General features: G+C 71.1%; 22 protein-coding genes. 13 read left to right on the forward strand and 9 right to left on the reverse strand.

Going from position 1 to position 25,436, the window contains the following annotated elements:
- Positions 1–32: 32 nt before the first annotated feature.
- The 3 genes from ACGF3C_RS13225 (at position 33) to ACGF3C_RS13235 (ending at position 2,385) form a co-directional block, all read left to right on the forward strand.
- Positions 33–1,244 carry a low temperature requirement protein A gene (locus tag ACGF3C_RS13225; RefSeq protein WP_393221666.1) on the forward strand — a complete coding sequence of 404 codons (1,212 nt, stop codon included), beginning with the start codon at positions 33–35 and terminating at the stop codon, positions 1,242–1,244.
- A 77-nt stretch (positions 1,245–1,321) separates the two neighbouring features.
- On the forward strand, positions 1,322–2,056 hold the full coding sequence (locus ACGF3C_RS13230) for a hypothetical protein (protein WP_357225889.1): 735 nt from the start codon (positions 1,322–1,324) through the stop codon (positions 2,054–2,056).
- A complete protein-coding gene (locus ACGF3C_RS13235) occupies positions 2,053–2,385 on the forward strand; it encodes a transcriptional regulator (RefSeq protein ID WP_357225892.1) in 333 nt (110 codons plus the stop codon). Before ACGF3C_RS13230 ends, ACGF3C_RS13235 begins: the two co-directional genes overlap by 4 nt.
- A 60-nt stretch (positions 2,386–2,445) precedes the next feature.
- On the opposite strand, the gene ACGF3C_RS13240 is transcribed toward ACGF3C_RS13235, so the two are convergent.
- The 3 genes from ACGF3C_RS13240 to ACGF3C_RS13250 form a co-directional block, all read right to left on the reverse strand.
- Complete coding sequence (locus ACGF3C_RS13240) at positions 2,446–2,991, reverse strand: hypothetical protein (protein WP_393221671.1); 546 nt, start codon at positions 2,989–2,991, stop codon at positions 2,446–2,448.
- Positions 2,988–3,527: an RNA polymerase sigma factor gene (locus ACGF3C_RS13245; protein WP_357225900.1), complete on the reverse strand. Its 540-nt coding sequence runs from the start codon at positions 3,525–3,527 to the stop codon at positions 2,988–2,990. The genes ACGF3C_RS13240 and ACGF3C_RS13245 overlap by 4 nt, the downstream gene beginning before the upstream one ends.
- 98 nt (positions 3,528–3,625) lie before the next feature.
- Entirely contained in the window at positions 3,626–4,246 is a 621-nt protein-coding gene (locus ACGF3C_RS13250; RefSeq protein WP_355007286.1) for an L-threonylcarbamoyladenylate synthase, read from the reverse strand.
- Between the two features lie 144 nt (positions 4,247–4,390).
- On the opposite strand from ACGF3C_RS13250, the gene dnaE reads away from it, so the two are divergent.
- Positions 4,391–7,921: a DNA polymerase III subunit alpha gene (gene dnaE / locus ACGF3C_RS13255; protein WP_357225905.1), complete on the forward strand. Its 3,531-nt coding sequence runs from the start codon at positions 4,391–4,393 to the stop codon at positions 7,919–7,921.
- A 43-nt stretch (positions 7,922–7,964) separates the two neighbouring features.
- On the opposite strand, the gene abc-f is transcribed toward dnaE, so the two are convergent.
- Positions 7,965–9,602: a ribosomal protection-like ABC-F family protein gene (gene abc-f / locus ACGF3C_RS13260; RefSeq protein WP_393221676.1), complete on the reverse strand. Its 1,638-nt coding sequence runs from the start codon at positions 9,600–9,602 to the stop codon at positions 7,965–7,967.
- Positions 9,603–9,908: 306 nt separating this feature from the next.
- On the opposite strand from abc-f, the gene ACGF3C_RS13265 reads away from it, so the two are divergent.
- Both ACGF3C_RS13265 and ACGF3C_RS13270 read left to right on the forward strand, forming a co-directional pair.
- Positions 9,909–10,271, forward strand: a complete 363-nt coding sequence (locus tag ACGF3C_RS13265; protein ID WP_393221935.1) for a type II toxin-antitoxin system RelE/ParE family toxin — start codon at positions 9,909–9,911, stop codon at positions 10,269–10,271.
- Positions 10,271–10,585, forward strand: coding sequence for a helix-turn-helix transcriptional regulator (locus ACGF3C_RS13270; protein WP_357225909.1), 315 nt, complete (start codon positions 10,271–10,273; stop codon positions 10,583–10,585). The genes ACGF3C_RS13265 and ACGF3C_RS13270 overlap by 1 nt, the downstream gene beginning before the upstream one ends.
- Positions 10,586–10,704: 119 nt before the next feature.
- Here the strand turns inward: ACGF3C_RS13270 and ACGF3C_RS13275 are convergent, their stop codons facing one another.
- Together ACGF3C_RS13275 and ACGF3C_RS13280 are read right to left on the reverse strand one after the other, a co-directional pair.
- On the reverse strand, positions 10,705–11,400 hold the full coding sequence (locus ACGF3C_RS13275; RefSeq protein WP_393221679.1) for a response regulator: 696 nt from the start codon (positions 11,398–11,400) through the stop codon (positions 10,705–10,707).
- Positions 11,397–12,983, reverse strand: a complete 1,587-nt coding sequence (locus ACGF3C_RS13280; RefSeq protein WP_393221682.1) for an ATP-binding protein — start codon at positions 12,981–12,983, stop codon at positions 11,397–11,399. The genes ACGF3C_RS13275 and ACGF3C_RS13280 overlap by 4 nt, the downstream gene beginning before the upstream one ends.
- Positions 12,984–13,081: 98 nt before the next feature.
- On the opposite strand from ACGF3C_RS13280, the gene ACGF3C_RS13285 reads away from it, so the two are divergent.
- Positions 13,082–14,464, forward strand: a complete 1,383-nt coding sequence (locus tag ACGF3C_RS13285; RefSeq protein ID WP_393221685.1) for a cation:dicarboxylate symporter family transporter — start codon at positions 13,082–13,084, stop codon at positions 14,462–14,464.
- Positions 14,465–14,612: 148 nt separating this feature from the next.
- Here the strand turns inward: ACGF3C_RS13285 and ACGF3C_RS13290 are convergent, their stop codons facing one another.
- The gene (locus ACGF3C_RS13290; RefSeq protein WP_393221688.1) at positions 14,613–15,251 is read right to left on the reverse strand and encodes a hypothetical protein; all 639 of its coding nucleotides are present in this window, start codon (positions 15,249–15,251) and stop codon (positions 14,613–14,615) included.
- A 181-nt stretch (positions 15,252–15,432) separates the two neighbouring features.
- Here ACGF3C_RS13290 and ACGF3C_RS13295 point away from each other — a divergent pair, with 181 nt between their 5' ends.
- The 3 genes from ACGF3C_RS13295 (at position 15,433) to ACGF3C_RS13305 (ending at position 20,221) form a co-directional block, all read left to right on the forward strand.
- Positions 15,433–16,845: an FAD-dependent oxidoreductase gene (locus ACGF3C_RS13295; protein WP_393221691.1), complete on the forward strand. Its 1,413-nt coding sequence runs from the start codon at positions 15,433–15,435 to the stop codon at positions 16,843–16,845.
- An 87-nt stretch (positions 16,846–16,932) separates the two neighbouring features.
- Positions 16,933–19,098 carry an FUSC family protein gene (locus ACGF3C_RS13300; RefSeq protein WP_393221694.1) on the forward strand — a complete coding sequence of 722 codons (2,166 nt, stop codon included), beginning with the start codon at positions 16,933–16,935 and terminating at the stop codon, positions 19,096–19,098.
- Between the two features lie 85 nt (positions 19,099–19,183).
- A complete protein-coding gene (locus ACGF3C_RS13305; RefSeq protein WP_393221696.1) occupies positions 19,184–20,221 on the forward strand; it encodes an aminotransferase class V-fold PLP-dependent enzyme in 1,038 nt (345 codons plus the stop codon).
- 25 nt (positions 20,222–20,246) lie between these two features.
- On the opposite strand, the gene ACGF3C_RS13310 is transcribed toward ACGF3C_RS13305, so the two are convergent.
- Positions 20,247–21,419 carry an acyl-CoA dehydrogenase family protein gene (locus ACGF3C_RS13310; protein ID WP_238670770.1) on the reverse strand — a complete coding sequence of 391 codons (1,173 nt, stop codon included), beginning with the start codon at positions 21,417–21,419 and terminating at the stop codon, positions 20,247–20,249.
- A 195-nt stretch (positions 21,420–21,614) separates the two neighbouring features.
- Here ACGF3C_RS13310 and ACGF3C_RS13315 point away from each other — a divergent pair, with 195 nt between their 5' ends.
- The 3 genes from ACGF3C_RS13315 to ACGF3C_RS13325 all read left to right on the forward strand — a co-directional run bounded on the left by ACGF3C_RS13315 (position 21,615) and on the right by ACGF3C_RS13325 (position 24,967).
- Positions 21,615–22,271 carry a TetR/AcrR family transcriptional regulator C-terminal domain-containing protein gene (locus tag ACGF3C_RS13315; RefSeq protein ID WP_357234854.1) on the forward strand — a complete coding sequence of 219 codons (657 nt, stop codon included), beginning with the start codon at positions 21,615–21,617 and terminating at the stop codon, positions 22,269–22,271.
- 69 nt (positions 22,272–22,340) lie between these two features.
- Entirely contained in the window at positions 22,341–23,795 is a 1,455-nt protein-coding gene (locus ACGF3C_RS13320) for an aldehyde dehydrogenase family protein (RefSeq protein ID WP_393221700.1), read from the forward strand.
- Positions 23,792–24,967, forward strand: a complete 1,176-nt coding sequence (locus tag ACGF3C_RS13325; RefSeq protein WP_393221703.1) for an alcohol dehydrogenase catalytic domain-containing protein — start codon at positions 23,792–23,794, stop codon at positions 24,965–24,967. The genes ACGF3C_RS13320 and ACGF3C_RS13325 overlap by 4 nt, the downstream gene beginning before the upstream one ends.
- A 140-nt stretch (positions 24,968–25,107) precedes the next feature.
- Here the strand turns inward: ACGF3C_RS13325 and ACGF3C_RS13330 are convergent, their stop codons facing one another.
- A complete protein-coding gene (locus ACGF3C_RS13330) occupies positions 25,108–25,395 on the reverse strand; it encodes a hypothetical protein (RefSeq protein ID WP_357199639.1) in 288 nt (95 codons plus the stop codon).
- Between the last annotated feature and the right edge of the window lie 41 nt (positions 25,396–25,436).

The raw sequence follows: 25,436 nt of genomic DNA on the forward strand, positions 1-25,436 counted from the left end.
GGCGGCGGCCCCCCGGGTGTGAAGCTGTCACAGTGGCTCAGGAGCGCGAGCCGGTGAGCGGCGGCACGCGTCGGGCGCAAATCCGCACGTCGAACGGATCACCGCGTACGGATCTGCTGGAACTGTTCTTCGACCTCGCCCTGGTCGCCGGTCTGGCGATGACCTCGAGGAAGATGGCTGCCGACCAGAGCTGGATCGGCATCGCCCAGGCGCTGCTCCTGCTGTCGACACTGTTCGCGGTGTGGGTGACCACCACGTTGATCACCGACAGCTACGGCCCCCGGAAGCAGCCGCTCCCACTGTTGATCCTGGGCACCATGTTCGGCCTGATGCTGATGGCCGCCGCGCTGCCGACGGCGTTCGGTGACCACGGGTTGGTCTTCAGCGGTACCTGGGTCGCGATCTTCCTGGTCCGAGGGCTGGTGCTCGCCTGGTCCCTGCGGGGGCGGCCGGAGCAGGAGCGTCCGGTACGCGCCCTGATCTGGGACGTCGGTTCGGGGACCCTCTGGGTGGTCGGCGGTCTGGTGGCCGATCCCGGCTGGCGGCTGGCGCTGTGGCTGGCCGCGCTGACCGTCGACTACACCGCGTACGGTCTGCGTTTTCCGCTTCCCGGTCGGGCGCCTCTGCCGCGCTATCAGGTGGTGCCCGAGCACCTCGCCGAGCGCTACCAGCAGATCTACATCCTGTCCCTGGGTGAGCTGATCCTGGTCAGCGTCCTCAGCCTGGGCCACCAACCCTTCACCACGGATCGGGTGGCAGCCTTCGGCACTGCGTTCCTCACGGCCGCGGTGCTCTGGTGGAGCTACGCCCGGGGAGCTGGCGCGACCCTCCGCGCCGCCATCGAGTCGTCGCCCCACCCGGCCCGGCTGGTGCAGACCAACCCGTACGCCCACTGGCTGATGATCGCCGGGGTGGTCGGCACGGCAGCCGGTGTCGAACGGATCATCGAGCAGCCCACCGAGCGGCCAGGCGTCCCGATGATCGCGCTCATCCTGGGCGGTGCCGGGCTGGTGCTGTGTGGTCGGGCGGTGCTCGAGTACGAGGTCTACGAGCGGTTGCCGTTGTCCCACGTCGTCGGTGTCGTCGTGACGATCGCTCTTGCCCCGGTCGCGCCGCACCTGCCCGGTCTGGCGGTGAGCGTCGCCGCCGGTCTGGTGCTGCTGGGGGTCGCCGCCATCGAGTACCTCCGGCCCCGGTACCGAGCGAAACGGAAACCTGGCCGCTCGAGGCGCGGCCGTGCCTGATCTCCCGTCGCGGAACGGACCGCGAAATGCGGCCAGACTCTCTTGCGCGGATAGGTCTGTAATGCAAAGCTGACTGCATGACACACGAATCCGCTTCCCAGGCGGACGGGCCTCACGAGCTGTTGGCGACCGTGCGCGACCTGACACGTCAGGTCCGTGTCGCCCAGCGCGGCACCTGGTTTCCACTGCTGGTCTTCGCGGTGATCACCCTGGTCGCGATACCCGTCTACCGGTACGCCCCCTACCTCGACCTGTTCGACACCTGCCGATCCCGCCCGCAGCACACGGTCTGCATGGCTCCCAACCCCGCGCAGCTCGGGTACTGGACGGTCGCGCTGGTGCTCGCCTACGCGGGGATCGCAGGCTTCTACCTCAGGCAGTCCCGACGGCGTGGCGTGGGCACCCCGATCCGCCCCTACGTCGTCGTCGGTGTCGCGTTGGCCGTTCTGATGGCAGCCGTGTCGATCTGGCTGACGTTCCACCCGCTCATCCCCGTCCCCGCCGACCCCTTCTCCACCGACCCGGTCGAGATCGAGGTCGGGCCGGCGGCGTGGCTCATCAACGGGCTGGCCAGTCCCATAGCGGTCATCGCGCTGGCGCTGCTGGTGCTCGCGTGGGTCGAACGCAACTGGGCGCTGCTGGCGTACAGCCTCGTCTACCTGGCGATCGTGATGGTGCAGGGCGGCCAGGTCATCCACTCGACCTCACCGTGGTTCTTCCTGCCGTACCTGCTCGTCCCTGCGGCGCTGCTGCTGCTCGGCAGTGCCGCCTTCGCCCTGATCCGGCCGACCACCGAGGTTCCGGGGCGATGACCGACCATCCCACCAACGGCCTCGACGACGTGGTCCACCAGCGCGTCCGATTGGGCATCCTGGCCATCGCGCACCAGGCCCGCCAGGTCGAGTTCGGCTTCCTGCGCACCACCCTGCAGTTGACCGCGGGCAACCTCGGGCAGCACCTGACCGTCCTGGAGAAGGCCGAGCTGATTGAGATCGAGAAGGGCTACGAGGGCAAGCGCCCACGCACCTGGGTGACTCTCACCGCTGCTGGTCAGGCAGCCCTGCGCGATGAGATCGCCCACCTCAAGCAACTCATCCATCAGGTCGAACAAGCGCAGACGGCGCCGACCGCCGACCGGTGACCGGCGGGCAGCCGGCGTGCGCCGTCTAACGAACGAGATTCATGACCCGGGAGACAGGACCTAGCGGACCACCACGGTGACGGTGTGCTCCCGGCCGTCCTTGGGGATCGTCACGGCAACCGTGCCGGGGCGGACGAAGCGGACGTCCACCACGCCCGCCTCGTAATGCACGGAGACCAACTCCGGGCGGTCCACGGTGACCAGCCCCGGCCCGATGCCCTGGATGCGCAGCACCGCACCGGTGGCGAAGCAGAGCGATTTCAGCAGCTCGATCTCGGTGTCGGCGAGCGGCAGGTCATAGCGGACCGCGCCCTGACAGGCCGGCGTCGCGTCGGCCGGCGGGGGAGTCGTTCGGGGCGTACCCCTGGGCCTGGTGGGTGCGGGCGGTGGCGCGGCCGGCCGCGCGCTGGTCAACGTCGGTCGCGACGGCGAGCCGGTGGGCGCGAGGCTCGCGGAGATCGTGGAGATCGCGGAGGGGGACGGTGTCGAACGGGTCGGGCCGGGCGGTTGGACGGGCAGGGGCGAGACGGCGTCGGCGCCGCACGCGGCAACCCCCACGGCGGCCGCGAGGACGACGACGAACCGGCCGAACGGCGCGCGGCTCATTCCGCGCCGAGCCGTTGCCGGACCTGGTGGCGGGCCAGGTGCAACCGGGACTTCACAGTGCCCACCGGCACGTCGAGCAGTTCGGCGATCTCGGGATAGCTCAGCCCGAGAACGTCGCGCAGGGCCACCACCTCGGCGAGGTCGGGGCGGACGGCGTCGAAGGCGTCGAGCAGGTCGAGGCGGGTCCCGGCGACCACGCTCGTCCGTCGGGGGTCGGGCCGGTCGGGCAGCGGCACGCCGCCGGCCTCCAACCGCCAGCGGCGGCGCAGTGTGCGGTACGTCGAGCGAGCCCGGTTGGCGGCGAGCCGGTGCAGCCAGGTACGGAACGAGGAGCGTGCCTCGAACCGGGTGATGCCGTTGGCCAGGGCCAGGAGGGTGTCCTGGCAGGCTTCCTCGGCGTCCTCCCGGTTGGGCAGGAACCGGGCGCACAGCCGCAGCACCTCGGGGCGTACCGCGAGCAGCAGGGCGTCCAGGGCGGCCGGGTCGCCGTGCGCGGCGGACCGGGCCAGGACGTCGATGTCGTCCGCGTCGGGCATGCCGGGTGTCCAATGCTCGCCGGTGCCGATCCCCGAGCGTACGACCGGTGACGCCGCAGCGGCCCCGTAGCGTCCGGCACCCGACGCGAACCGGCGCCCTACTCGAAGCGGGACACGTCCCCGGCTCCCCGGCGCAGGACCTCCGGCTCGGGCCCGGACAGGTCGATCACGCTCGTCGGCTCGCTGCCGCAGTCGCCCGCGTCGAGCACCGCGTCGAGCTGGTGGTCGAGCCGTTCCTTGATTTCCCAGCCCTGGGTCATCGGCTCGTCGTCGCCGGGCAGGACCAGGGTGCTGGACACCAGCGGTTCGGCCAACTCGGCCAGCAGCGCCTGGGTGACGGTGTGCCGGGGGACCCGCACGCCAACGGTCCGCTTCTTCGGGTGCAGCATCCGGCGGGGCACCTCACGGGTGGCCGGCAGGATGAAGGTGTAGCTGCCCGGGGTGGACGCCTTCACCAGGCGGAAGACCGCGTTGCTGATCTGGACGAACTGACCGAGCTGCGCGAAGTCGTGGCAGACCAGCGTGAAGTGGTGCCGGTCGTCGAGGTGCCGGATCTGCCGGATCCGGTCCAGCCCGTCCTGGTTGCCCAGTTGGGTGCCGAGCGCGTAGCAGGAGTCCGTCGGATAGGCGACCAGCCCACCACCGCGGATCAGGTCGGCGACCTGGCCGATGACCCGGGGCTGCGGGTTCTCCGGGTGCACGTCGTAGTACCTCGCCATCCTCCGAGACTAGGCGCACGCGGGGAGGATCAGGAGACGAGGGCCACCCTCGGCGCGGACGGTGGAGCCTCCGAGATCACCTCGGTAGGGTAGGTCCCGGTCGGCTCCGACCAACAAGATCCACACCGCCGGGGGGCGCCACGCATGGCTGATTCGTTCGCGCATCTGCACGTGCACACCGAGTACTCGATGCTCGACGGAGCGGCCCGACTGAAGGACCTGTTCGCCGAGGCCAAGCGGCTGGGCATGTCCGCTGTGGCGATCACCGACCACGGCAACATGCACGGCGCGAACGACTTCTACAACCAGGCGATGGCCGCCGGGGTGACCCCGATCCTGGGCGTCGAGGCGTACGTGGCGCCGGAGTCGCGCTACCACAAGGCGCGGGTCAAGTGGGGTCGCCCGGAGCAGAAGAGCGACGACATCTCCGGTAACGGCGCGATCACCCACAAGACCATGTGGGCGAAGAACGCGCAGGGCCTGAAGAACCTCTTCACCCTCAACTCGCGCGCCTCGATGGAGGGGCACTACGTCAAGTGGCCCCGGATGGACATGGAGCTGATCGCCGAGCACGCCGAGGGGATCATGGCCACCACCGGCTGCCCGTCCGGCGCGGTGCAGACCCGCCTGCGGCTGGGCCAGTTCGACGAGGCACTCAAGGTCGCCGCCAGCTACCAGGACATCTTCGGCAAGGACAACTACTTCCTGGAGATCATGGATCACGGCCTCTCCATCGAGAGCCGGGTCCGCGAAGGGCTCACCGAGATCGCCCGCAAGCTGGACATCCCGCCGGTGGTCACGAACGACTCCCACTACACCCACGAGGCGCAGGCCACCGCCCACGACGTGCTGCTCTGCGTGCAGACCGGCAGCAACATCGACGACCCCAACCGGTTCCGGTTCGAGGGTGGCGGCTACTTCATCAAGAGCGCCGACCAGATGCGCGCTGTGGACTCGTCCGAGCTGTGGCAGGAGGGCTGCCGCAACACCCTGCTGGTCGCCGAGAAGGTCGACCCGAAGGGCATGTTCGAGTTCCACAACCTGATGCCGCGCTTCCCGGTGCCCGAGGGGGAGACCGAGGAGTCCTGGTTCCGCAAGGAGACCTTCGCCGGCCTGGGCCGCCGCTACCCGAACGGCATCCCCGAGGGGCACGTCGTCCAGGCGGAGTACGAGCTGGGCGTCATCAACCAGATGGGCTTCCCGTCCTACTTCCTGGTGGTCGCCGACTTCATCCAGTGGGCGAAGAACCAGGGCATCGCCGTGGGGCCGGGTCGTGGCTCGGCCGCCGGGTCGCTCGTCGCGTACGCGCTGGGCATCACCGACCTGGACCCGATCCAGCACGGCCTGATCTTCGAGCGGTTCCTCAACCCCGAGCGGGTCTCGATGCCGGATGTCGACATCGACTTCGACGAGCGTCGGCGCGGTGAGGTGATCAAGTACGTCACCGACAAGTGGGGCGAGGACAAGGTCGCCCAGATCGCCACCTTCGGCACGATCAAGGCGAAGGCCGCGATCAAGGACTCGGCTCGGGTCCTCGGTTTTCCGTACGCGGTCGGCGACCGGATCACCAAGGCGATGCCACCGGCGGTGATGGGCAAGGACATCCCGCTCACCGGCATCTTCGACAACAAACACCCCCGCTACGCCGAGGCGGGCGAGATCCGCGGCCTGTACGACTCCGACCCGGACGTCCGCAAGGTGATCGACACGGCCAAGGGCATCGAGGGGCTGATCCGGCAGACCGGCGTGCACGCCGCCGGCGTCATCATGTCCGCCGAGCCGATCATCGAGCACATCCCGTTGACGCGCCGCGACGCCGACGGGGCGATCATCACGCAGTTCGACTACCCGACCTGCGAGTCGCTCGGGCTGCTGAAGATGGACTTCCTCGGCCTGCGCAACCTGACGATCATCGACGACGCGGTCAAGAACATCGAGCTGAACCACGGCCGCAAGCTCGACCTGCTGGGCCTGCCGCTGGACGACAAGGCCGCGTACGAACTGCTGGCCCGCGGCGACACCCTGGGCGTGTTCCAGCTCGACGGCGGGCCGATGCGGTCACTGCTGCGGTTGATGAAGCCGGACAACTTCGAGGACATCTCCGCCGTCCTGGCCCTGTACCGACCCGGCCCGATGGGCGTCGACTCGCACACCAACTACGCGCTGCGCAAGAACGGCCTCCAGGAGATCACGCCGATCCACCCGGAGCTGGAGGAGCCGCTGCGGGAGATCCTGGCGCCCACCCACGGCCTGATCGTCTACCAGGAGCAGGTGCAGCGCGCCGCGCAGATCCTCGCCGGCTACACCCTCGGTCAGGCGGACCTGCTGCGCCGGGCCATGGGTAAGAAGAAAAAGGAGATCCTCGACAAGGAGTTCATCCCGTTCCGGGACGGCTGCCGCGAGCGCGGCTACTCCGACGAGGCGATCCAGGCGGTGTGGGACGTCCTGGTGCCGTTCGCCGGGTACGCCTTCAACAAGGCGCACTCCGCCGCGTACGGCCTGGTCTCCTACTGGACCGCGTACCTCAAGGCGCACTACCCGGCCGAGTACATGGCCGGGTTGCTGACCAGCGTCGGCGACGACAAGGACAAGATGGCGCTCTACCTGGCCGAGTGTCGCCGGATGCGCATCCAGGTGCTGCCGCCGGACGTGAACACCTCGGCCGGGCCGTTCACCCCGGTCGGCAAGGACATCCGCTTCGGCCTGGCCGCCGTCCGCAACGTCGGGGCGAACGTGGTCGCCTCGATCATGCGCTGCCGGGAAGAGAAGGGCGAATACGCCGACTTCTACGACTTCCTGTCCAAGGTGGACGCGGTGGTCTGCAACAAGAAGACGATCGAATCGCTGATCAAGGCGGGTGCGTTCGACTCCCTCGACCATCCCCGCAAGGGCCTGCTCGCGGTGCACGCCGACGCGATCGACGCGTACGCCGACGTCAAGCGCAAGGAGGCCGTCGGCCAGTACGACCTGTTCGGCGCCGGGTTCGGTGACGCCGACACCGGCAGCACCACTGTGATGCCGACCATCGGCGACAGCGAGTGGGACAAGCGCGACAAGCTGGCCTTCGAGCGGGAGATGCTCGGCCTGTACGTCTCCGACCACCCACTGTTCGGTCTGGAGCACATCCTCAACGCGGCAGCCGACACCACAATCGCCTCCCTGGCCGAGGAGGGCGGGGTGCCCGACGGGGCGGTCGTCACCCTCGCCGGCATCCTCTCCGGGGTGCAGCGCCGGGTCACCAAGCAGGGTCGTGCCTGGGCGTCGGCCACCCTGGAGGACCTGGCCGGTGGGGTGGAGGCGCTGTTCTTCCCCAACACCTACGAGGTGATCGGGCAGTACATCGCCGAGGACGCCATCGTGGTGGTCAAGGGTCGGGTGGACCGCCGCGACGACACCCCACGGATCATGGCGATGGACATGTCCATGCCGGACGTCAGCACCAGCGCCACGAACAAGCCGGTCACCCTCACCATCCCGGTGCACCGCTGCACACCACCGCTGGTGGAGAAGCTCAAGGAAACCCTGGTGCTGCACCCCGGCGACACCGAGGTGCACGTCAAACTCCAGAACGGCGGGCGCACCACCACCCTGCGGCTGGGTCCGTTCCGGGTGGCGGCGACGACCGCGCTGATGGGTGACCTGAAGAGCGTCCTCGGCCCGGCCAACGTGAGCTGAGCCGCATCGGTCCGGCCGGCCTGCGCCGGCCGGACCGCCGGGCTCAGACCCGTTCGGGGGCGCTGATCTCCCGCAGTTGGCCGTCGGCCAACCGCAACCAACGCTGCACGCCGATCTCGGCGAGGAACCGTTCGTCGTGGCTGACCACCATGAACGCCCCCTGGTACGCCGACAGCGCGCTCTCCAGCTGACCCACGCTGACCAGGTCCAGGTTGTTTGTCGGCTCGTCGAGCAGCAGCAGTTGCGGCGCCGGCTCGGCGCAGAGCACACAGGCGAGGGTGGCGCGCAGCCGTTCACCGCCGGAGAGCACCCCGACCGGCAGGTTGACCCGGGCGCCCCGGAACAGGAACCGGGCGAGCAGGTTCATCCGCTTGGCGTCCGGCAGGCTCGGCGCGTACGCGGCGAAGTTCTCCGCCACCGTGCGGTCGAGGTCCAGCAGGTCCAGCCGCTGCGACAGGTACGCGATCCGTCCCTCGCCGCGCTTCAGCTCACCGCCGGACGGTTGCAGGTCACCGTTGACCAGGCGCAGCAGGGTCGATTTGCCGACGCCGTTCGCCCCGGTCAGCGCGATCCGTTCCGGCCCCCGGATCACCAGGTCGGCGCCGTCGCCGCCGAACAACTCCCGGTCGTCGAAGTGGGCCCGCATCCCCTGGCCGGAGAAGACGGTGCGCCCGCCCGGGACTGTGGTGTCCGGCAGGTCCACGACGATCCGGTCCTCGTCGCGTACCGCCCGGCCCGCCTCGTCGAGTCGGGCCTTGGCCTGACCGAGTCGGGACGAGTGCGTCTCCTGCGCCTTGCCCGCCGACTCCTGTGCGCTGCGCTTGAGCCCACCGGCGACGATCCGGGCCAGGCCGGCGTTCTTCAGGTTCTTCGAGGCGTTGCTGGCCCGCCGGTCGGCCCGTTCGCGGGCCTGCTGCATCTCCCGCTTCTCCCGCTTCACCTCCTGCTCGGCGTTGCGCAGGTTGCTCTCGGCCACCTCCCGCGCCGCCTGCACCGCCTCCGTGTACGCGGTGAAGTTGCCCCCGTACCAACGGATCTCGCCCTGGTCCAGCTCGGCGATGCGGTCCATCCGGTCCAGCAGTTCCCGGTCGTGGCTGACCAGCAGCAGGCACCCGGACCACTCGGTGAGGACGTCGTAGAGCTTGTGCCGGGCCTCCAGGTCCAGGTTGTTCGTCGGCTCGTCGAGCAGCAGCACGTCCGGGCGGCGCAGCAGTTGCGCCGCCAGACCGAGGGAGACCACCTGGCCGCCGCTGAGGGTGTGCAGCCGGCGGTCGAGCGACAGCTCACCCAGGCCGAGGCGGTCCAGCTCCGAGCGGGTGCGCTCCTCGATGTCCCAGTCGTCGCCGATGGTGGCGAAGTGCTCCTCGGCGGCGTCGCCGGCCTCGATGGCGTGCAGCGCGGCGATCCGCTCGGCGACGCCCAGCACCTGCGCCACGCTCAGGTCGCCGACCAGCGGCAACGTCTGCGGGAGGTAGCCGAGCACACCGTCGACGGTGACGCTGCCGCCGCTGGGCGGCAACTCCCCGGCGATCAGCCGCAGCAGGGTGCTCTTTCCGGCGCCGTTGGGCGCGACCAGGCCGGTACGACCGCCCGGGACGGTGAAGGACAGCTCCGAGAAGACCGGGGTGTCATCCGGCCAGGAGAAGGAAAGGTTCGAGCAGACGATGAACGCATCAGACATGCGAGTGACCTCAAAGGGTGGGGTGGGCGCGCCTCAGCCGCCCGACGACAACGGGAACCGGTGGAACGACGACATGACCCCGGCGGCTGCGCCGAACGCGCGCCGAACCGATGGCCGAACACATCCGGTCTCACCCGGAGATGTCGTCGTCACCCGCCATGTCTGGTCTCCCTGGTCGTGTCACTAGCCCAACTCCGCCGAGTCTAACAACGGATCTTCAGTGCGCCACCGCAATAGAGTGCAGCGCTCCGTGTTTAGGCCAGGCTATAGTTGGTCCATGTCTCATGAGCGCCACGTCGCTGGGCGATCACGACGACAACGGATGTCCGCGACTGGTTGCGGTCCCTGCGAGAAGCCGACCCGGCAACGTACCGGTCCGTCAACGTAGCGATCGACATGCTTGCGGACACCGGTCCGGGCCTGGGGCGTCCGCTGGTCGACACTCTCAGGGGTTCGACCATCAGCAACCTCAAGGAGCTTCGACCGCGATCCGGAAGAGACGTCGCCGTTCGCGTGCTGTTCGTCTTCGATCCATGGTCCCAGGCCGTGCTGCTGGTGGCCGGCAATAAGGCAGGGGATTGGGGTCGGTGGTACGGCAAGGCGATTCCAGCGGCTGAGATTGCGTATGAGGGCTGGCTTGCCTTCGAGAGGAAACGGAGGGAGGGCTGATGGGCGACTTCCATGACTGGAACGACATCCGGGCTGAGCTGCATGACGGGGACGATGAAGCGCTCGACGCCGAGCGTGCTCGTACCGAGGCGTGGATCAGCGCGTTTCACCTTGCCGAGGAGCGGAAGCGGTTGGGCCTGACCCAGCGGCAGGTGGCCGACCTGATGGGTGTCACGCCCGGCCGGGTCAGCCAGATCGAGAATGGTGACCTGGAGGCCAACGAGGTCGCGACGCTGAGCCGATACGCCCGAGCACTCGGCGCCCGGATGCGGATCATCTTCGACTACGGCGACGACCTTCGTCAGATCGCCTGACCTGCGCGGCACTGTTCCAGGGCGGCCCTCTTTCAACCGTCGATCTTGCACTTACTGTTGCCGAAATATCGCTGTTGCGGTCAATGGTCCCGACAGAAAGTGCAAGATCGACGGATTGCTCAACGGGGTCGGTACTCGACCTCGGGGCGGCCGGGGGTGCCGTAGCGGGGGGTGCGGGCGGCCCGGTCCACCGTGACCAGGTACTCCAGATAGCGGCGGGCCGTTACCCGGGAGATGCCGGTCAGCGCGCTCACCTCGGTCGCGGACAGCCCGACCTCCGCGCGGGTGCCGTCGGTGAGCGCGGCGCGTACCCGATCGAGGGTCTGCGCGTCGAGCCCCTTGGGCAGGCTGTGCCCGGCGGTGCCGCGCAGGGTGGCGAACATCTGGTCCACCTCGTGCTGGGCGGCGACCTCGCCGTCGGCGAGCGCCTGGGCGCGGTAGTCGGCGTACCGCTCCAGCTTGTCGCGGAACGCGGCGAACGTGAACGGCTTGAGCAGGTAGTGGGTCACACCGAGGGACACCGCGGTGCGCACCACCGCCAGGTCCCGCGCGGACGTCACCGCGAGCACGTCGACGCTGCTGCCGGCCGCCCGTAGCGCCCGGCAGACGTCCAGGCCGTGCAGGTCGGGCAGCCGAAAATCCAGGAGTACGAGGTCCACGTCGCCGCCGTCGTTGGCGCGCAGGGCCGCCATCGCCGCCCGCGCGGTGTGCGCCACCCCGACCACCACGAAACCGGGAACCCGTTCGGTGTACGCGCTGTGCGCCTCCGCCAGCAGCGGCTCGTCCTCGACGACCAGTACCCGGATGGCGCTCATGACCGCCCTATCCTGCCCGGCAGCCGAACGGTGAACAGGCTGCCGCCGTCGTCGGAGCGACCCACCTCGGCGCTACCGCCGTGCCGGCGTACCACCTGGCCGACCAGCGCCAGGCCGAGACCCCGGCCGGTGCTCTTGGTGGACCAGCCGCGCCGGAACGCGTCGGCGACCCGCTCAGGTGCCAGGCCGGGGCCGCTGTCGGCTACCCGGACCACCAGCTCGTCGTCGGTCGCGCCGACGAAGACCCGCACCCGGCGCGGCGCCGGGGTTCCGGCCACCGCCTCCAGGGCGTTGTCGACCAGGTTGCCGACAACGGTGAGGAGATCTCCGGTCGGCAGCGGGCTGTCGTCGAGGCGGCAGTCCGGTTCGATGACCAGATCCACTCCGCGCTCGCCGGCCTGTGCGGACTTGCCGAGCAACAGCGCCGCCAACGCCGGCTCGGTCACCGCGCCGACCACCCGGTCGGTCAACTGTTGGGCGAGGGCCAGGTCCCGGGTGCCGAGCCGGACGGCCTCGTCGGCGCGACCCAGCTCCACCAGCGTCAGCACGGTGTGCAGCCGGTTGGCCGACTCGTGGGTCTGCGCCTGCAACGCCTCGGTCAGCGCGCGCACCGAATCCAGCTCGCTGGCCAGGGTGCGCAGCTCGGTCTGGTCGCGCAGGGTCAGCACGGTGCCGAGCACCGCGCCCTCGAAGCGGGTGGTCCGCTGGTTGGCGACGAGCACCCGGTCACCGGCGACGATCGGCTCGTCGCGGGCGTCGCGGCCGGAGTCGAGCAGCTCGGCCGCCGCGGGCGGCAGGTCGATCCCGGCCACCGGCTGGTCGATGACTGGCGCGTCCACGTCGAGCCCCAGCAGCCGGCGGCCCTCGTCGTTGACGAGCGCCACCCGACGATCGGTGGTGAGCACGACGAGACCTTCCCGCACCGAGTGCAGAACGGCGTCGTAGTACTCGTACATCCGCGTCATCTGGGCCGGCCCCAGACCGTGCGTCTGGCGGCGGAGCCGGCGGCTGAGCAGCCAGGAGCCCGTCGCGGCGAGGGCCAGAGCCGGCGCGACCACACCGAACAGCACCGGCAACTGGCCGAGCAGCTTCTTGTCGATGGCGCGGGTGGTGATGCCCACCGAGACCAGACCGACGAGGCGTCGCTGCTCGTCGTACACCGGAACGACCGCGCGCACCGACTCGCCGAGCGTCCCGACGTTGGTGGTGGTGAACGGGCGGCCCGCCAGAGCGGGCCCGATCTCGCCGACGAACGGCTCGCCGATCCGGTCCTTGGTCGGGTGCGAGAAACGGGTGCGGTCGGGGGCCATCACCACCACGAAGTCGGTGCCCGTGGCCTTCCTTGTCGATTCGGCGTACGGCTGGAGGACCTTCGCGGGGTCGACGGTCGTGAGGGCCTCGCGGACGTCGGGGGAGCCGGCCACGGTCTGCGCCACCGCGAGCACCTCCTCCTGCGCGGCCTGGCGGGAGTCGCTGCGGGCCAGCCAGACGGCGCCCGCCGCGCCGGCCAGCACGAGCAGCGTCACCACCATCGCCTGGAGGGCGAAGAGTTGCCCGGCGATGCTCCACTGGCGTCGGGCCACCTCCACCACCCTCCTCGTCGCGCCACCGGTTCCGCCGACGCGGTGAACAGAATGACCGCAAGGCTGTCAACGGGTGAGACGCGCTTCACATTGTCGACATGGACACCACCGCATCCGCCACCACCCCGGCACCGGCGGTCCGCCGGGACCGTACCCGTTACCTGTATCTGGCCGTCATCGTGGCCGTGGTCGCCGGCATCGTGGTCGGCCTGGTCGCCCCCGATTTCGGCAAGGAACTCAAGCCGATCGGCACCGGCTTCGTCAACCTGATCAAGATGATGATCAGCCCGGTCATCTTCTGCACCATCGTGCTCGGCGTCGGCTCCGTACGGCAGGCCGCGAAGGTCGGCAAGGTCGGCGGCCTGGCCCTCGGCTACTTCCTGACCATGTCGACGGTCGCGCTCGCCATCGGCCTGGTCGTCGGCAACGTCATCCACCCCGGTTCGGGCCTGAACCTCGGCCCGGACCTGGTCGGCTCCGGCAAGGCCGCAGCCGGTGACGAGGCCGCCGGTACGGCCGACTTCCTGCTCGGAATCATCCCGACGACGCTGCTCTCCTCGCTCACCGAGGGCAAGGTGCTCCAGACGCTGCTGGTCGCCCTGCTGGTCGGCTTCGCCGTGCAGGCCATGGGCCGGCGGGGTGAGCCGGTGCTCAGCGCCATCACCGTCATCCAGCGGGTCGTCTTCAAGGTCCTTGCCATGATCATGTGGCTGGCGCCGATCGGCGCGTTCGGCGCGATGGCCGCCGTGGTCGGCGCGACCGGCGTGGACGCCCTCAAGAGCCTCGCCCAGATCATGGTGGGCTTCTACGCCACCTGTCTGATGTTCGTGCTGGTGTTCCTGGGCGCGCTGCTGTGGTTCGTGGCCCGGATCTCGATCTTCTCGCTGCTGCGTTACCTGGGCCGGGAGTTCCTGCTGATCCTGTCGACCTCGTCGTCGGAGTCGGCGCTGCCGCGGCTGATCGCGAAGATGGAGCACTTCGGTGTGAGCAAGCCGGTCGTCGGCATCACGGTGCCGACCGGCTACTCGTTCAACCTGGACGGTACGGCGATCTACCTGACCATGGCGTCGCTGTTCATCGCCGACGCGCTGGGCAAGCCGTTGGCCATCGGCGAGCAGATCTCGCTGCTGCTGTTCATGATCATCGCGTCGAAGGGTGCCGCCGGTGTCACCGGCGCCGGGCTGGCCACCCTCGCTGGCGGCCTCCAGTCGCACCGCCCGGACCTCGTCGACGGGGTCGGGCTGATCGTCGGCATCGACCGGTTCATGTCGGAGGCTCGGGCGCTGACCAACTTCGCCGGCAACGCGGTGGCGACGGTACTGGTGGGAACCTGGACCGGCGAGTTCGACCGGGAGCGGGCGACCGCGGTGCTGAGCGGCAACGACCCGTTCGACGAGGCCACCATGGTCGACGAGCACGACGACGAGGCGGCGTCCCGCCCCGACGAGAAGGAGACCACGCCCGCCGGAGCCCCGGTCTGATCCATGGCGTGCACCCTGGGTCGCGGCGGCGCAGGGCCGCCGCGCCCCCCCGTTGATCAAGACGTTTGCGTCACGACACCCCGGGATGGGTGACGCAAACCTCTTGATCAACCGGGGGGGTGGGGTGGGGTGGGGTGGGGGTGCAGGGCTAGGGGGCGGTGGTCTCGTTGCAGGGGACGCCGATGCCGAGGTTGACGCGGTCGGTCTGGCCGTTCGACGTCACGATGAGCGGTACGCAGGCGGGCTGCGCGACCCAGGTGCCGCCGACGAAGGCCATCCACTGAGCCTGCCCACCCTCCGGCGCGCAGGCGTGCACGGTCACGGCCGCAGCGGGCGTGCCGGTGCCGCCCCAGCCGAGCCGGGCCCTGTCCTGCCAGGCCGGTGCCACCCGCAGGTCGACGACTGTGCCGGCGCGGACGACGAGCCCCCATTTGGCGAACAGCCGTGCCGCTGGATCGGCCTCCCCGGAATCTTGCGCCGACATCACGGGCGCGGTGGGCACCGCCACGTCTTCGCCCACCAACCGGTAGCCCGCCGGCGGTGCTGGCAGCGTGTCGACCGATGTCGTGCAGGGTGACCCACCACCACTGGCGTCCGTCGACGGCCCCGCACCGGTGGCCGGCGGGGTGGCGTGCCGGCGCGAGTCACCCGCGGGCGTGCAGGCGGCCAGGGCCACCACCAGGCTCAGGAAGCCCCACCAGACGACCGGCCTGGTTCGGCTGCCCGGCGCGGGATCCGGAAGGGCCGGGGCACGCGGAGGCCGGGTCGCACCGGCATGGGCACTCATCAGACATTCATAGCTGGTCGCCGGGCCCAGCGCGGTCCTGGCCGGCAGGGCTCGCCGCCCATCTGACCACCGCATCCGGGGCGCCAACTCGAAGTGGCGGGCCAACTCAGCGCTGACGGCTGGCGTCGCGATGGTTACGGTCGTGAATGCCGAGGTTCCCGACCGTTCGAGGAGTGATCCCATGCCCGCCTCTCCGTCCCGGCTCTTCGCCGAGATAGCGACGGCCGAACCACCAGCCGAGACCAGAGTGGTCATGCGACGGGCGGTGGTGCTCGGTGGCAGCATGGCCGGGTTGCTGGCGGCCCGGGTGTTGAGCGACCACGCCGAGGAAGTGCTGATCATCGAACGGGATCCGTCCGATGTCGACGCCGGTCCACGGCCGGGCGTGCCCCAGGGCAGTCAGGTGCACGCGCTGCTGCCCGCCGGTCAGGTCCAGTTGGAGCGCTGGTTTCCCGGCATCGCCGACGAGGCGCTCGCGCTCGGCGCCCCGCCCCCACCGAGCGACCCGGGCACGGCGAAGGTCTTCGTGAACGGCATGTTGGGTCTGCCGCCCGCGGCGACCGGCACCGGGCCGGCGCTGATCACCACGCGTCCGTTCCTGGAGGCGTTGGTCCGCCGACGCACCCTCGCCATCGACAACATCCGCATGGTGTACGGCCGGGCGGAGGGTCTGCTCTTCGACGAGCGGCGGGTCAATGGCGCCCGGTACGTGCCCGAGGGCGGCACCGAGCCCGTCGTCGAAGCGGCGGACCTGGTGGTCGACGCGATGGGGCGATCCAGCCGGTTGAGCGACTGGCTGGCCGAGCACGGGTGGCCGCGCCCGCCGCTGCACCGCATGCCGATCAAGCTGAACTACGCCACAGCGCTCTTCAAGCGCGACGAGGAGGTCAGCGACGCCTGGGTGGCGGTCTTCCACACCATGGCGGGCAAGGGACGTACCGCCCGGATCGGTGGGATCAACTCGGTCGAGGGGGACCGCTGGATCATGCTGGTGGCCGGCTACGACGGGGACCGGCCCAGCCGTGACGTCGCCGACTTCACCACCCGTTGCCGGGAGCACTACCCGCAGATGTTCGGCGACATCGCCGAACAAGGGGAGATGCTCGGCGGGGTGGTCACGTACCACCAGGCGGACAGTCGACGCCGAGACTTCCACAAGCTCGACCGTCTGCCCGCCGGGTTGGTCGCCGCCGGCGACGCGGTCGCCTCCTTCAACCCGGTGTACGGCCAGGGCATGACCTCCGCGACACTGCACGCCTCCTGCCTGTCGAAGTACCTGCGCTCCGGTCCGAGGCCGCACGACGAGCCCGCGCACGCGTACTTCGACCAGGTCCGCGTGGTGGTCGACGCCGCCTGGCAGATCTCCACCACCGCCGACATCGAGCTGCCGCACGTCGACGGGCCGTACCCGCCCGGCTACAGGGTCACCAAGTGGTTCGGGGACCTGCTCTTCCGGGCGTCGCTGACCGACCCGGTGCTCAACGCCCGGTTGGGTCGGGTCACCACCATGCTCGACCACCCGGCCGCCCTGAGTCGCCCCGGCACCCTGTTCCGGGCCCTGCGGCTCGGCCTGCTCGGCGGCTCCCGGCGGTGATTCGTCGCCAAACGCGCCGCCGGTCGCGAGGCGCGGTGAAGAATGGTGGGCCGGGGAGGGGTGCAGCGACGAACCGGGGGAGCGGTAGTGCTCGCAACCAGCCTCCTTGGCCGGCTTCGCCGCCGTGACCCGGGTGACGCCGTCCTGCGGCGGGCGGTCCGGCTGACGCTCGTCGCGTCCGTCGTCTTCTACGGCTGCCGGTACGGCGCGGGCAGCTCGACGCTCGCCACGTACGGACTGTTCGGCACGATCGCCGCCGGGTCGTTCGCGCAGCTACCTGGTCCGGCGCCGCAACGGGCGCGGATCCTCGTGCTGTCGCTGCCGGTGGTGTGGGCGCTCATCGCGATGGGCTCGCTGTTGGCGTGGAGCACCTGGGCGGCCGCCGGTGGCATGCTGGTCGTCGGTTTCGTGGTGGCGTTCGCCGGGGTCGGCAACCCGCGCCTGGTGGGGTTGGCCAGCGCGTTTCAGCTCTTCTACATCCTGGCGTCGTTCCCGCCGTACCAACCGGACACCCTGCCGGAGCGACTCGGTGGGGTGACCCTTGCCGTCGTGCTGCTCGCCGCGGCCGAGGTGTTCCTCTGGCCCGACCCGGTGCCGGTCTCCTACCGGCAGCGCCTGGCCGAGGCGGCCGACGGCGTCGCCGCCTTCCTCGACGCCACCGCCGAGCGGCTGACCGACCCGCACGCCGCCGTGGGTGATCGGAACGCGCGACGCGAGCGGGCGCACGACGTGGTGGCGGCGATCGCGCTGAACCGCAGCCCTCCGGCGTGGGCGCCCACCGCGGCGGGCGCTCAGGATCGGGCGTTGCGGATCAGCGGGGCAGCGTTACGGGAGGTGCTCGCCGACGCGGACCGGTTGGCGGCGGACGCCCCGCCGGAGCCGATCCCGGACCTGGCAGCGGCGCGTCTGCTGCGCTCGTGCGCGGACACCACCCGCGCGGCCGGCCGGAGCCTGTCGCCGGGTGCCCCGGCGGTGGCCCCGGCCGACCTGGACGTGGCGGTCGGACGGGCCGAGGCGGCGTACCCGGTGGGTTCCGGCCAGGTCCGCGACGCGCCGGACGTACCCCGGTTGTGCCGGGACGCGACGGCGCTGGCCCTCGCGGACCAGGTGCGTGTCTTCGTCGTCGGTTCCCGGGTGGCGACCGGGGCGTGGCCCGGCGGCGGCGACGACTCCTCGGAGCTGTTCGCGTACGCCCGGCGTAGCCCGTGGACGCTGTACTGGTGGCAGTTCCGCTCACACCTGGCGCCGCGCTCGGCCCACCTGCACAGCTCGCTGCGGCTGGCCGTGGCGCTCGCCATCGCCCGGGTGGCCGCCGGGGTGTTGGAGCTGACCCACGGCTTCTGGGTGCTGCTGGCCACCCTCACGGTCCTGCGCACGTCCGCCGCCGACACCCGCACGGCGCTGCGACCGGCGGTGCTGGGGACCATCGTCGGTGCGGTCGTCAGCGGCGGGGTGATGCTCGTCGTCGACGAGCCGATCGTGTACGCCGTCGTCCTGCCGGTCACCCTGCTGCTGGCCTTCGGCGTCGGCCGGCTGCTCGGCCCGGTGTGGCAGCAGGCGCTGTTCACAGTGCTGCTGACAGTCGTCTTCGCCCAGCTCAGCCCGGAGGGTTGGCGGCTCGCCGAGGCGCGCCTCGTCGACGTGCTGCTCGGCGCGGTGATCGGCGTGCTCGCCGGGGTGGCGATCTGGCCGCGCGGCGCGGACCACGACCTGCGGCGCAACGCCACCCGCTACCTGGCGGCCAGCGCGGACGCTGTCGAACAGACGGTCCAGGCGATCCTCGGTGACGCTCCGCCGCCCGCGGGCGCCCTCGACCGGGTCCGTCGCCGGATGGTCCTCATCGACTCGTCGTACTGCCAGTACCACTCGGAGCGGCACGATCCGCACCGGCAACAGGTGAACTGGGACGCCGTGCTGAGCGCTGGGCACCACGTCGTGCCCGGAGCGGAGTCGCTGCTGCGGCGCAACCCGCCCGGCTGCCTCGCCGGCTGGCCCGGGGCGGCGACGCTCCTGCGAAACTCCGCCGGGCGCCTGCGATCGGCGTACGACGCGCTCGCCGATGACGTCGCCCACGGCCGGGCATCGGGCCGGGAGCTCGTCTCGACCAGCTGCGTCGACCAGTTGGACCGGATCCGTCCGCTCCTCGGCGAGGCCGACCATCAGTCGGTCCGGCACCTGGTGGAGGTCGACAGGTGGCTCGCCAGCCTCGCCGACAGTCTCGCCCGGATCCACCCGCCCGCCTGCCGCCGATGAGCCGGATCCCAGCCCGCCACCGGACGGGCCGCCGATCGCCGATTGGTCGTGCCCGTCGGGCGTCGTTCGGCCTAGCGTCGACGGCATGGAGATCGAGCAGGCACAGAAGCTGTGGGAGCCGGAACCGGGCTGGTTGAACACCGCCAGCTACGGGTTGCCGCCGGAGCCGGCGTGGGCGGCGTTGCAGGAGGCTCTCGCGGTCTGGCGGGTCGGTCGTACGTCGTGGGAGGACTGGGGCGAGTCGACGAGCCGGGCTCGTGTCACCTTCGCCGGCCTCATCGGGGTGCCGGTCGCTGACGTGGCCGTCGGCGCGGCGGTGTCCCAGCTCCTCGCGCCGGTCGCGGCGGCGCTGCCGGCCGGTGCCACGGTGGTGGTCCCCGAGGTCGAGTTCACCTCGAATCTCTTCCCCTGGCTGGTTCAGGAGGAGCGTGGCGTCACGGTCCGCACGGTGCCGCTGGGGTCTCTGGTCGACGCCATCGACGCCGATACCGACGTGGTGGCGTTCAGCCTGGTGCAGTCGGCCGACGGGGCGGTCGCGCCGTACGACGAGATCGTGGCCGCGGCCCGCGCGCACGACGCGCTGGTGGCGGTGGACGCGACCCAGGCGTGCGGCTGGCTGCCGTTCGACGGCAGCCGGGCCGATGTGGTGGCGGTGGGCGGCTACAAGTGGCTGATGAATCCGCGCGGGACCGCGTACGCCTATCTGGCCCCCGGGTTGCGCGAGCGGCTGCGCCCCGACGCGGCCGGCTGGTACGCGGGCCGGGACCCGCACGCCTCCTACTACGGCCCGCCGCTGCGGCTGGCCGACGATGCCCGCCGGTTCGACATCTCACCGGCCTGGTTCAGCTGGGTCGGCGCGGCGCCCGCCCTGGAGGTGGTCGCCGAGATCGGCGTGCCGGCGATCGGGGCGCACAACGTGGCGCTGGCCAACCGGTTCCTGAGCGGGCTGGGTCGGGAGCCGGGGGAGAGCGCCATCGTCAGCGTGGACGTGCCGGATGCGGAGCAGCGTCTGGCGGCGGCCGGTATCCGGGCGGCGGTGCGCGCCGGACGGGTGCGGGCCTCGTTCCACATCTACTCCACCGAGGCCGACGTGGACGCGGCGCTGACGGCGTTGACCGGCTGAACCTGGCACCGAGGACGGCCGGGCGTCAGGCCAGGTGACCACCGATCTTCGTGTAGCCGCGCAGCAGGTCCCGCGAGATGATCAGCCGCTGCATCTCGTCGGTGCCCTCGAAGATCCGGTAGAGCCGGACCTGCCGGTACCAGCGTTCGATCGGCAGCTCCCGGGTGTAGCCCATGCCGCCGTGGATCTGGAGCACCCGGTCGACCACCCGGTTGACCATGCCGGCGCCGTAGAGCTTGCCCATCGACGAGGCGTGCCGGGGGTCCAGGCCCGCGTCGACCGTCCACGCCGAGCGCAGCACCAGCCAGCGGGCCGCCTCCAGCTCCGTCTCCGAGTCGGCGATCATCCACTGGATGGCCTGGTTCGTGCCGATCTTCGTGCCGAAGGTTTCCCGGGTGTTGGCGTACTCGATGGCCATCTGCAACACCCGTTCGGCGATGCCGATGGCGTGCGACGGGATGGTGTAGCGCCCCTTGCCGATCCACTCCATGCCGAGGGTGAAGCCCTGCCCGATCTCACCGAGGATGTTGCGGTGCGGCACGCGTACGCCGTCGAAGATGAGTGACGCGGGCCCGCCCTCACCCATCGTCTGGATGAACTCCGAGCGCCAGCCCATCGACCGGTCCACCAGGAACGCGGTGGCGCCGCCGTTGCGGGCGCCCTTCTCCCGGTCGGTCACGGCGACCACGATGGCGAAGTCGGCGTCGTGACCGCCGGTGATGAAGGTCTTCTCGCCGTCGAGGATCCAGTCGTCGCCGTCCCGGCGGGCGGACAGCCGGATGTTGGCCGCGTCGGATCCGGCGCCCGGCTCGGTGATCGCGAAGCAGGAGCGTCGTTCGCCCTCGATGGTCGGGATGAGGAACTCCCGCTTCTGCTCCTCGGTGGCGTGGAACAGGATGTTGTCCGCCTCGCCGCCGAAGCGGAACGGCACGAACGTGCGGCCCAGCTCGGTCCAGATCAACGACTGGAGTACGGCTGGCAGGTTCATTCCGCCGTACTCCTCCGGGGTGGCCAGGCCCCAGAAGCCGAACTTGCGCGCCTTGAGTTGCAGTTCGCGCACCTCGGAGTGGTCGAGGCCCGGCTGGTGCGCCCGTTCCCGGCGGAGCACCTCCGCTTCCAGGGGCATCACCTCACGGGTGATGAACGCGCGCACGGTGTCCCGGACGGCGCGTTCCTCGTCGGACAGTGCGAAGTCCACGGTTCCCCCTCGGTCGGCGTGGTGGTGCGCCGCCACGGGCCGTAGCGGTCCCTCATAAACTAGCGGTGTAAGTTTTCATTCGTCCAGACCCCTTCTCCGGCCGACGTGGTGACGCCCGCCCGCAGGCGGTCCCCGATAGGGTGCGTGAACAGGCGGTTCCCACGGGGAGGACGCCGCAGACCGAGGAGTTCTGACGTGCCCCGACCTCGACGGCCTCTGCTCACCCGCGACCGGATCGTCGAGACGGCGCTCGCGCTGATCGACGCCGACGGGCTCGACGCGCTCTCCACCCGCCGACTCGCCGCCGCGCTCGGCGTGCAGGGTCCCTCGCTCTACAACCACTTCGCCACCAAGGACGAGATCCTCGACGCGGTCGCCGACACGGTCACCGGTGCCGTCGACACCAGCGGCTTCGCCAGCCGGGACTGGCTCGCCGCGCTGCGGGACTGGGCGTGGTCGTACCGGCGGGCGCTCACCGCGCACCCGAACGTCGTGCCGTACCTGGCGCAGGGCCCGGGTCGTCGACCGGCGGCCCTCGCCATGGCGGACGCGGTCTACGGAGGGCTGGTCCGGGCCGGTTGGCCGCCGGCCCGGGCCACCCACATCGGCGCGGCGCTGCGGTACTTCGTGGCCGGGTCGGCGCTCGGCTCGTTCGCCCGCGGTTTCGTCGAGGACCCCGAGCTGTACGCGGCGCACTACCCGCACCTGCGACAGGCCCACCGGCTCGCCGAGCACCAGCAGAGCGTCGACGAGGGAGCCTTCGCCCTCGGCCTGGACGCCCTGCTGCACGGTCTGGCCGCCGAGTACACCCGCAGCGTCGACACGGTGGAGTCCGCCCGGCCCGACGGGTAACGTCCAAACTCCCAGCGCTAGTTTCATCGCCCGTCGCGACCCCATCGCCCACCCCCTCGAAGGGACGACATGGACCTCGCCGCCCCGCCGTCGCTGTTGCCCGACTCCCTGCGCCTGCGGCGTCACCTGCACGTCGGCGGGGAGTGGACCCCTCCCGCCGACGCCGGCCTCATCGACGTGGAGAACCCGAGCACCGGGGAGCTGATCGGGCAGGTGCCGGCCGGCACCCCGGCCGACGTGGATCGCGCCGTTGCCGCGGCCCGGTCCGCGTTTCCCGGCTGGTCGGCCGCCACCCCCGCCGAGCGCTCCGCCCACCTCGACCGGCTGCACGCGGCGCTCACCGCCCGCGCCGACGACCTCGCCCGCACCATCGCCGTCGAGCTGGGATCTCCGCTCAAGCTCGCCACCCGGGTGCAGGTCGGGCTCCCACTGACCGTGCTGCGCGACCACGTCGCGCTCGCCGCCCGCGCGCCGGTCGAGGAGAGCATCGGCAACTCCCTCGTCGTCCGGGAGCCGATCGGCGTGGTCGGCGCGATCACCCCGTGGAACTACCCACTGCACCAGGTGATGGCGAAGCTCGCACCCGCCCTGGCCGCCGGCTGCACTGTGGTGCTCAAACCCAGCGAGCTGACCCCGTTGACCGCGTACCTGCTCTTCGACGCGGTCACCGAGGCCGGCCTGCCGCCGGGCGTGCTCAACCTGGTTCCCGGCACCGGGCCGGTGGTCGGTGAGGCGCTCGCCGGGCACCCCGACGTCGACCTGGTCTCCTTCACCGGCTCCACCGCCACCGGCGCGCGAATCATGCGGCTCGCCGCCGACCGCATCGCCCGGGTCGCGCTGGAGCTGGGCGGCAAGTCCGCCAACGTGATCCTCCCCGACGCCGACCTGGCCACCGCCGTCAAGGTTGGCGTCGGCAACGCCCTGCTCAACTCCGGGCAGACCTGTACCGCCTGGACCAGAATGCTGGTGCACCGCGACCGGTACGACGAAGCCCTCGACCTGATCGCCGCGGCGGTGGCCGGCTACCGACTCGGCGACCCGTTCGACCCGGCGACCCGGCTCGGCCCGCTGGTCTCCGCCGCCCAGGCCGAGCGGGTGCGTGGCCACATCGACCGGGCTCTCGCCGACGGCGCCCGGCTGGTCGCCGGCGGGCCCGACGCCCCGGTGCCGACCCGGGGGCACTTCGTCGCCCCGACCGTCTTCGCCGACGTGCACCCCGACAGTGCGCTGGCCCAGGAGGAGGTCTTCGGCCCGGTGCTCGCCGTCATCCCGTTCGCCGACACCGACGAGGCGGTCGCCATCGCCAACAACTCGAAGTACGGGCTGGCCGGCGCGGTCTGGTCCGCCGACACCGACGCGGCGCTCGCGGTGGCCCGGCGGCTGCGTACCGGCGCTGTCGACATCAACGGTGCCCCGTTCAACCCGCTCGCCCCGTTCGGTGGCTACAAGCAGTCCGGCCTGGGCCGGGAGTTGGGCGTGCACGGGCTGGCCGAGTTCTGCGAGCTGAAGGCGATCCAGCGATGACCGGTCCCGAGCTGTCCCCGGCCATGCCCGCAGGCCGGCCCGAGCTGTCCCCGGCCGCGCCGGGTGGCGGCACCGGGCCGGCGTCCGCACCGGTCATTGTTCGCGCGCTGGTCGCGCGCGGGTCCGGCGCCGAGCTGCGGGTCGAGCGGGTACGCCTGCCCGCGCCCGGCCCCGGCGAGGTGCGGGTGACGATCAGGGCGGCCGGTGTCTGCCACTCCGACCTGTCCATGGTCAACGGCACCCTCGCCGCGAGGTTCCCGCTGGTGCTCGGGCACGAGGCGACCGGTGTGGTGGCCGAGGTCGGGCCGGGCAGTCAGCTGACCGTCGGCACACCGGTGGTCCTCAACTGGGCGCCGGCGTGCCGGGCCTGCTGGTGGTGTCGGCGTGGCGAGCCGTGGCTCTGCGCCGACACCACGGCCCCGACCGTGTCGCGCGGCGAGACCGACGACGGGGTCCCGTTGCACCTGACCCTCGGCCTCGGCGCGCTCGCCGAGGCGGTGGTGGTACCCGAGCGTGCCGTCATTCCGATCCCCGCCGGGCTGCCGCCCGAGCAGGCCGCACTGCTCGGCTGTGCGGTGCTCACCGGCGTCGGTGCGGTCCGGAACACCGCCCGGGTGACACCCGGCGAGTCGGTCGCTGTCGTCGGGCTCGGTGGGGTCGGGCTCGCCGTGCTCAGCGCGGCCCGCCGGGCCGGTGCCACGACGATTCTGGCCATCGACGTCGCCGAGGCGAAACGGGACCTGGCGCTCGCCGCCGGTGCGACCGACTTCCTGCTCTCCGACGACCGGCTCTCCAAGGAGGTACGGGCGCGCACCGAGAGCCGGGGCGTCGACCACGCCTTCGAGTGCGTCGGTCGGGCCGCCACCATCCGCGCCGCCTGGCGGCTGACCCGGCGCGGGGGAGCGGTGACAGTGGTCGGCATGGGCGCCAAGGACGACATGGTCAGCCTGGGCGCGCTGGACATCTTCCACTCCGCGCGCACCCTGCGCTCCTCGGTGTACGGCTCGTCCGATCCGGACCGGGAGGTGCCGGTGCTGGCCGCGGAGCTCGCCGACCGCGCACTGGATCTGGGTGTGCTGGTCAGCGGGACGATTCCGTTGGACGAGGCGCCCGCGGCGTTCGACCGGTTGGCGCGGGGTGAGGGCGCTCGCTGGGTGGTCACGCTGGACTGACGCTGGTAACCGCCGTCGCGACGCGACCATCGACATCCCAGCGATTTGTCGGGGCGACTGGCGTGTCTGGCCAGGGAGCCTGGGGTCGGCCCGGGAAGGGCCAACCCTGGGCACCCTGGCGACGAGAGCCGGGCGACCGGTCAGAAGGGTGGGGCGTCCTCGCCCATCAGCGCCAGCACGACGCCACCCTTGCCGCTCTTGAGGCCCTGGACCACGACCTTGCCGGTGCTGCCGTCGGGCAGCTCCAGGGTGAAGGTCTTTCCGACCGCGTTCTTGGGGCCGTTTCCGGCGCTGTTGGCGGGTCGGAAGTCGCCTGCCCAGGGCGGAATCCCGCCCCTACGGGCCGGCTCGGCGAAGAGCGCGGCAGTGCCGGGGGTCCTGGTGCCGTCTGCGGAAAGGAGCACTGAGGCGCTGCGAAAGGTAGCCATATGCGCAAAGGCTAACCCGGACAACGCCGTTCGCGGTACCA

Source organism: Micromonospora sp. NPDC047762 (genome assembly GCF_043204655.1).
Classification (GTDB): Bacteria; Actinomycetota; Actinomycetes; order Mycobacteriales; family Micromonosporaceae; genus Micromonospora.

Coding starts and splice junctions, on each gene's coding strand:
- abc-f (WP_393221676.1), bottom strand. CDS start 9,602: ATGTCTGATGCGTTCATCGTCTGCTCGAACCTTTCCTTCTCCTGGCCG.
- dnaE (WP_357225905.1), top strand. CDS start 4,391: ATGGCTGATTCGTTCGCGCATCTGCACGTGCACACCGAGTACTCGATG.
- ACGF3C_RS13305 (WP_393221696.1), top strand. CDS start 19,184: ATGGAGATCGAGCAGGCACAGAAGCTGTGGGAGCCGGAACCGGGCTGG.
- ACGF3C_RS13275 (WP_393221679.1), bottom strand. CDS start 11,400: ATGAGCGCCATCCGGGTACTGGTCGTCGAGGACGAGCCGCTGCTGGCG.
- ACGF3C_RS13245 (WP_357225900.1), bottom strand. CDS start 3,527: ATGCCCGACGCGGACGACATCGACGTCCTGGCCCGGTCCGCCGCGCAC.
- ACGF3C_RS13230 (WP_357225889.1), top strand. CDS start 1,322: ATGACACACGAATCCGCTTCCCAGGCGGACGGGCCTCACGAGCTGTTG.
- ACGF3C_RS13270 (WP_357225909.1), top strand. CDS start 10,271: ATGGGCGACTTCCATGACTGGAACGACATCCGGGCTGAGCTGCATGAC.
- ACGF3C_RS13235 (WP_357225892.1), top strand. CDS start 2,053: ATGACCGACCATCCCACCAACGGCCTCGACGACGTGGTCCACCAGCGC.
- ACGF3C_RS13290 (WP_393221688.1), bottom strand. CDS start 15,251: ATGAGTGCCCATGCCGGTGCGACCCGGCCTCCGCGTGCCCCGGCCCTT.
- ACGF3C_RS13240 (WP_393221671.1), bottom strand. CDS start 2,991: ATGAGCCGCGCGCCGTTCGGCCGGTTCGTCGTCGTCCTCGCGGCCGCC.
- ACGF3C_RS13285 (WP_393221685.1), top strand. CDS start 13,082: ATGGACACCACCGCATCCGCCACCACCCCGGCACCGGCGGTCCGCCGG.
- ACGF3C_RS13330 (WP_357199639.1), bottom strand. CDS start 25,395: ATGGCTACCTTTCGCAGCGCCTCAGTGCTCCTTTCCGCAGACGGCACC.
- ACGF3C_RS13320 (WP_393221700.1), top strand. CDS start 22,341: ATGGACCTCGCCGCCCCGCCGTCGCTGTTGCCCGACTCCCTGCGCCTG.
- ACGF3C_RS13325 (WP_393221703.1), top strand. CDS start 23,792: ATGACCGGTCCCGAGCTGTCCCCGGCCATGCCCGCAGGCCGGCCCGAG.
- ACGF3C_RS13295 (WP_393221691.1), top strand. CDS start 15,433: ATGCCCGCCTCTCCGTCCCGGCTCTTCGCCGAGATAGCGACGGCCGAA.
- ACGF3C_RS13250 (WP_355007286.1), bottom strand. CDS start 4,246: ATGGCGAGGTACTACGACGTGCACCCGGAGAACCCGCAGCCCCGGGTC.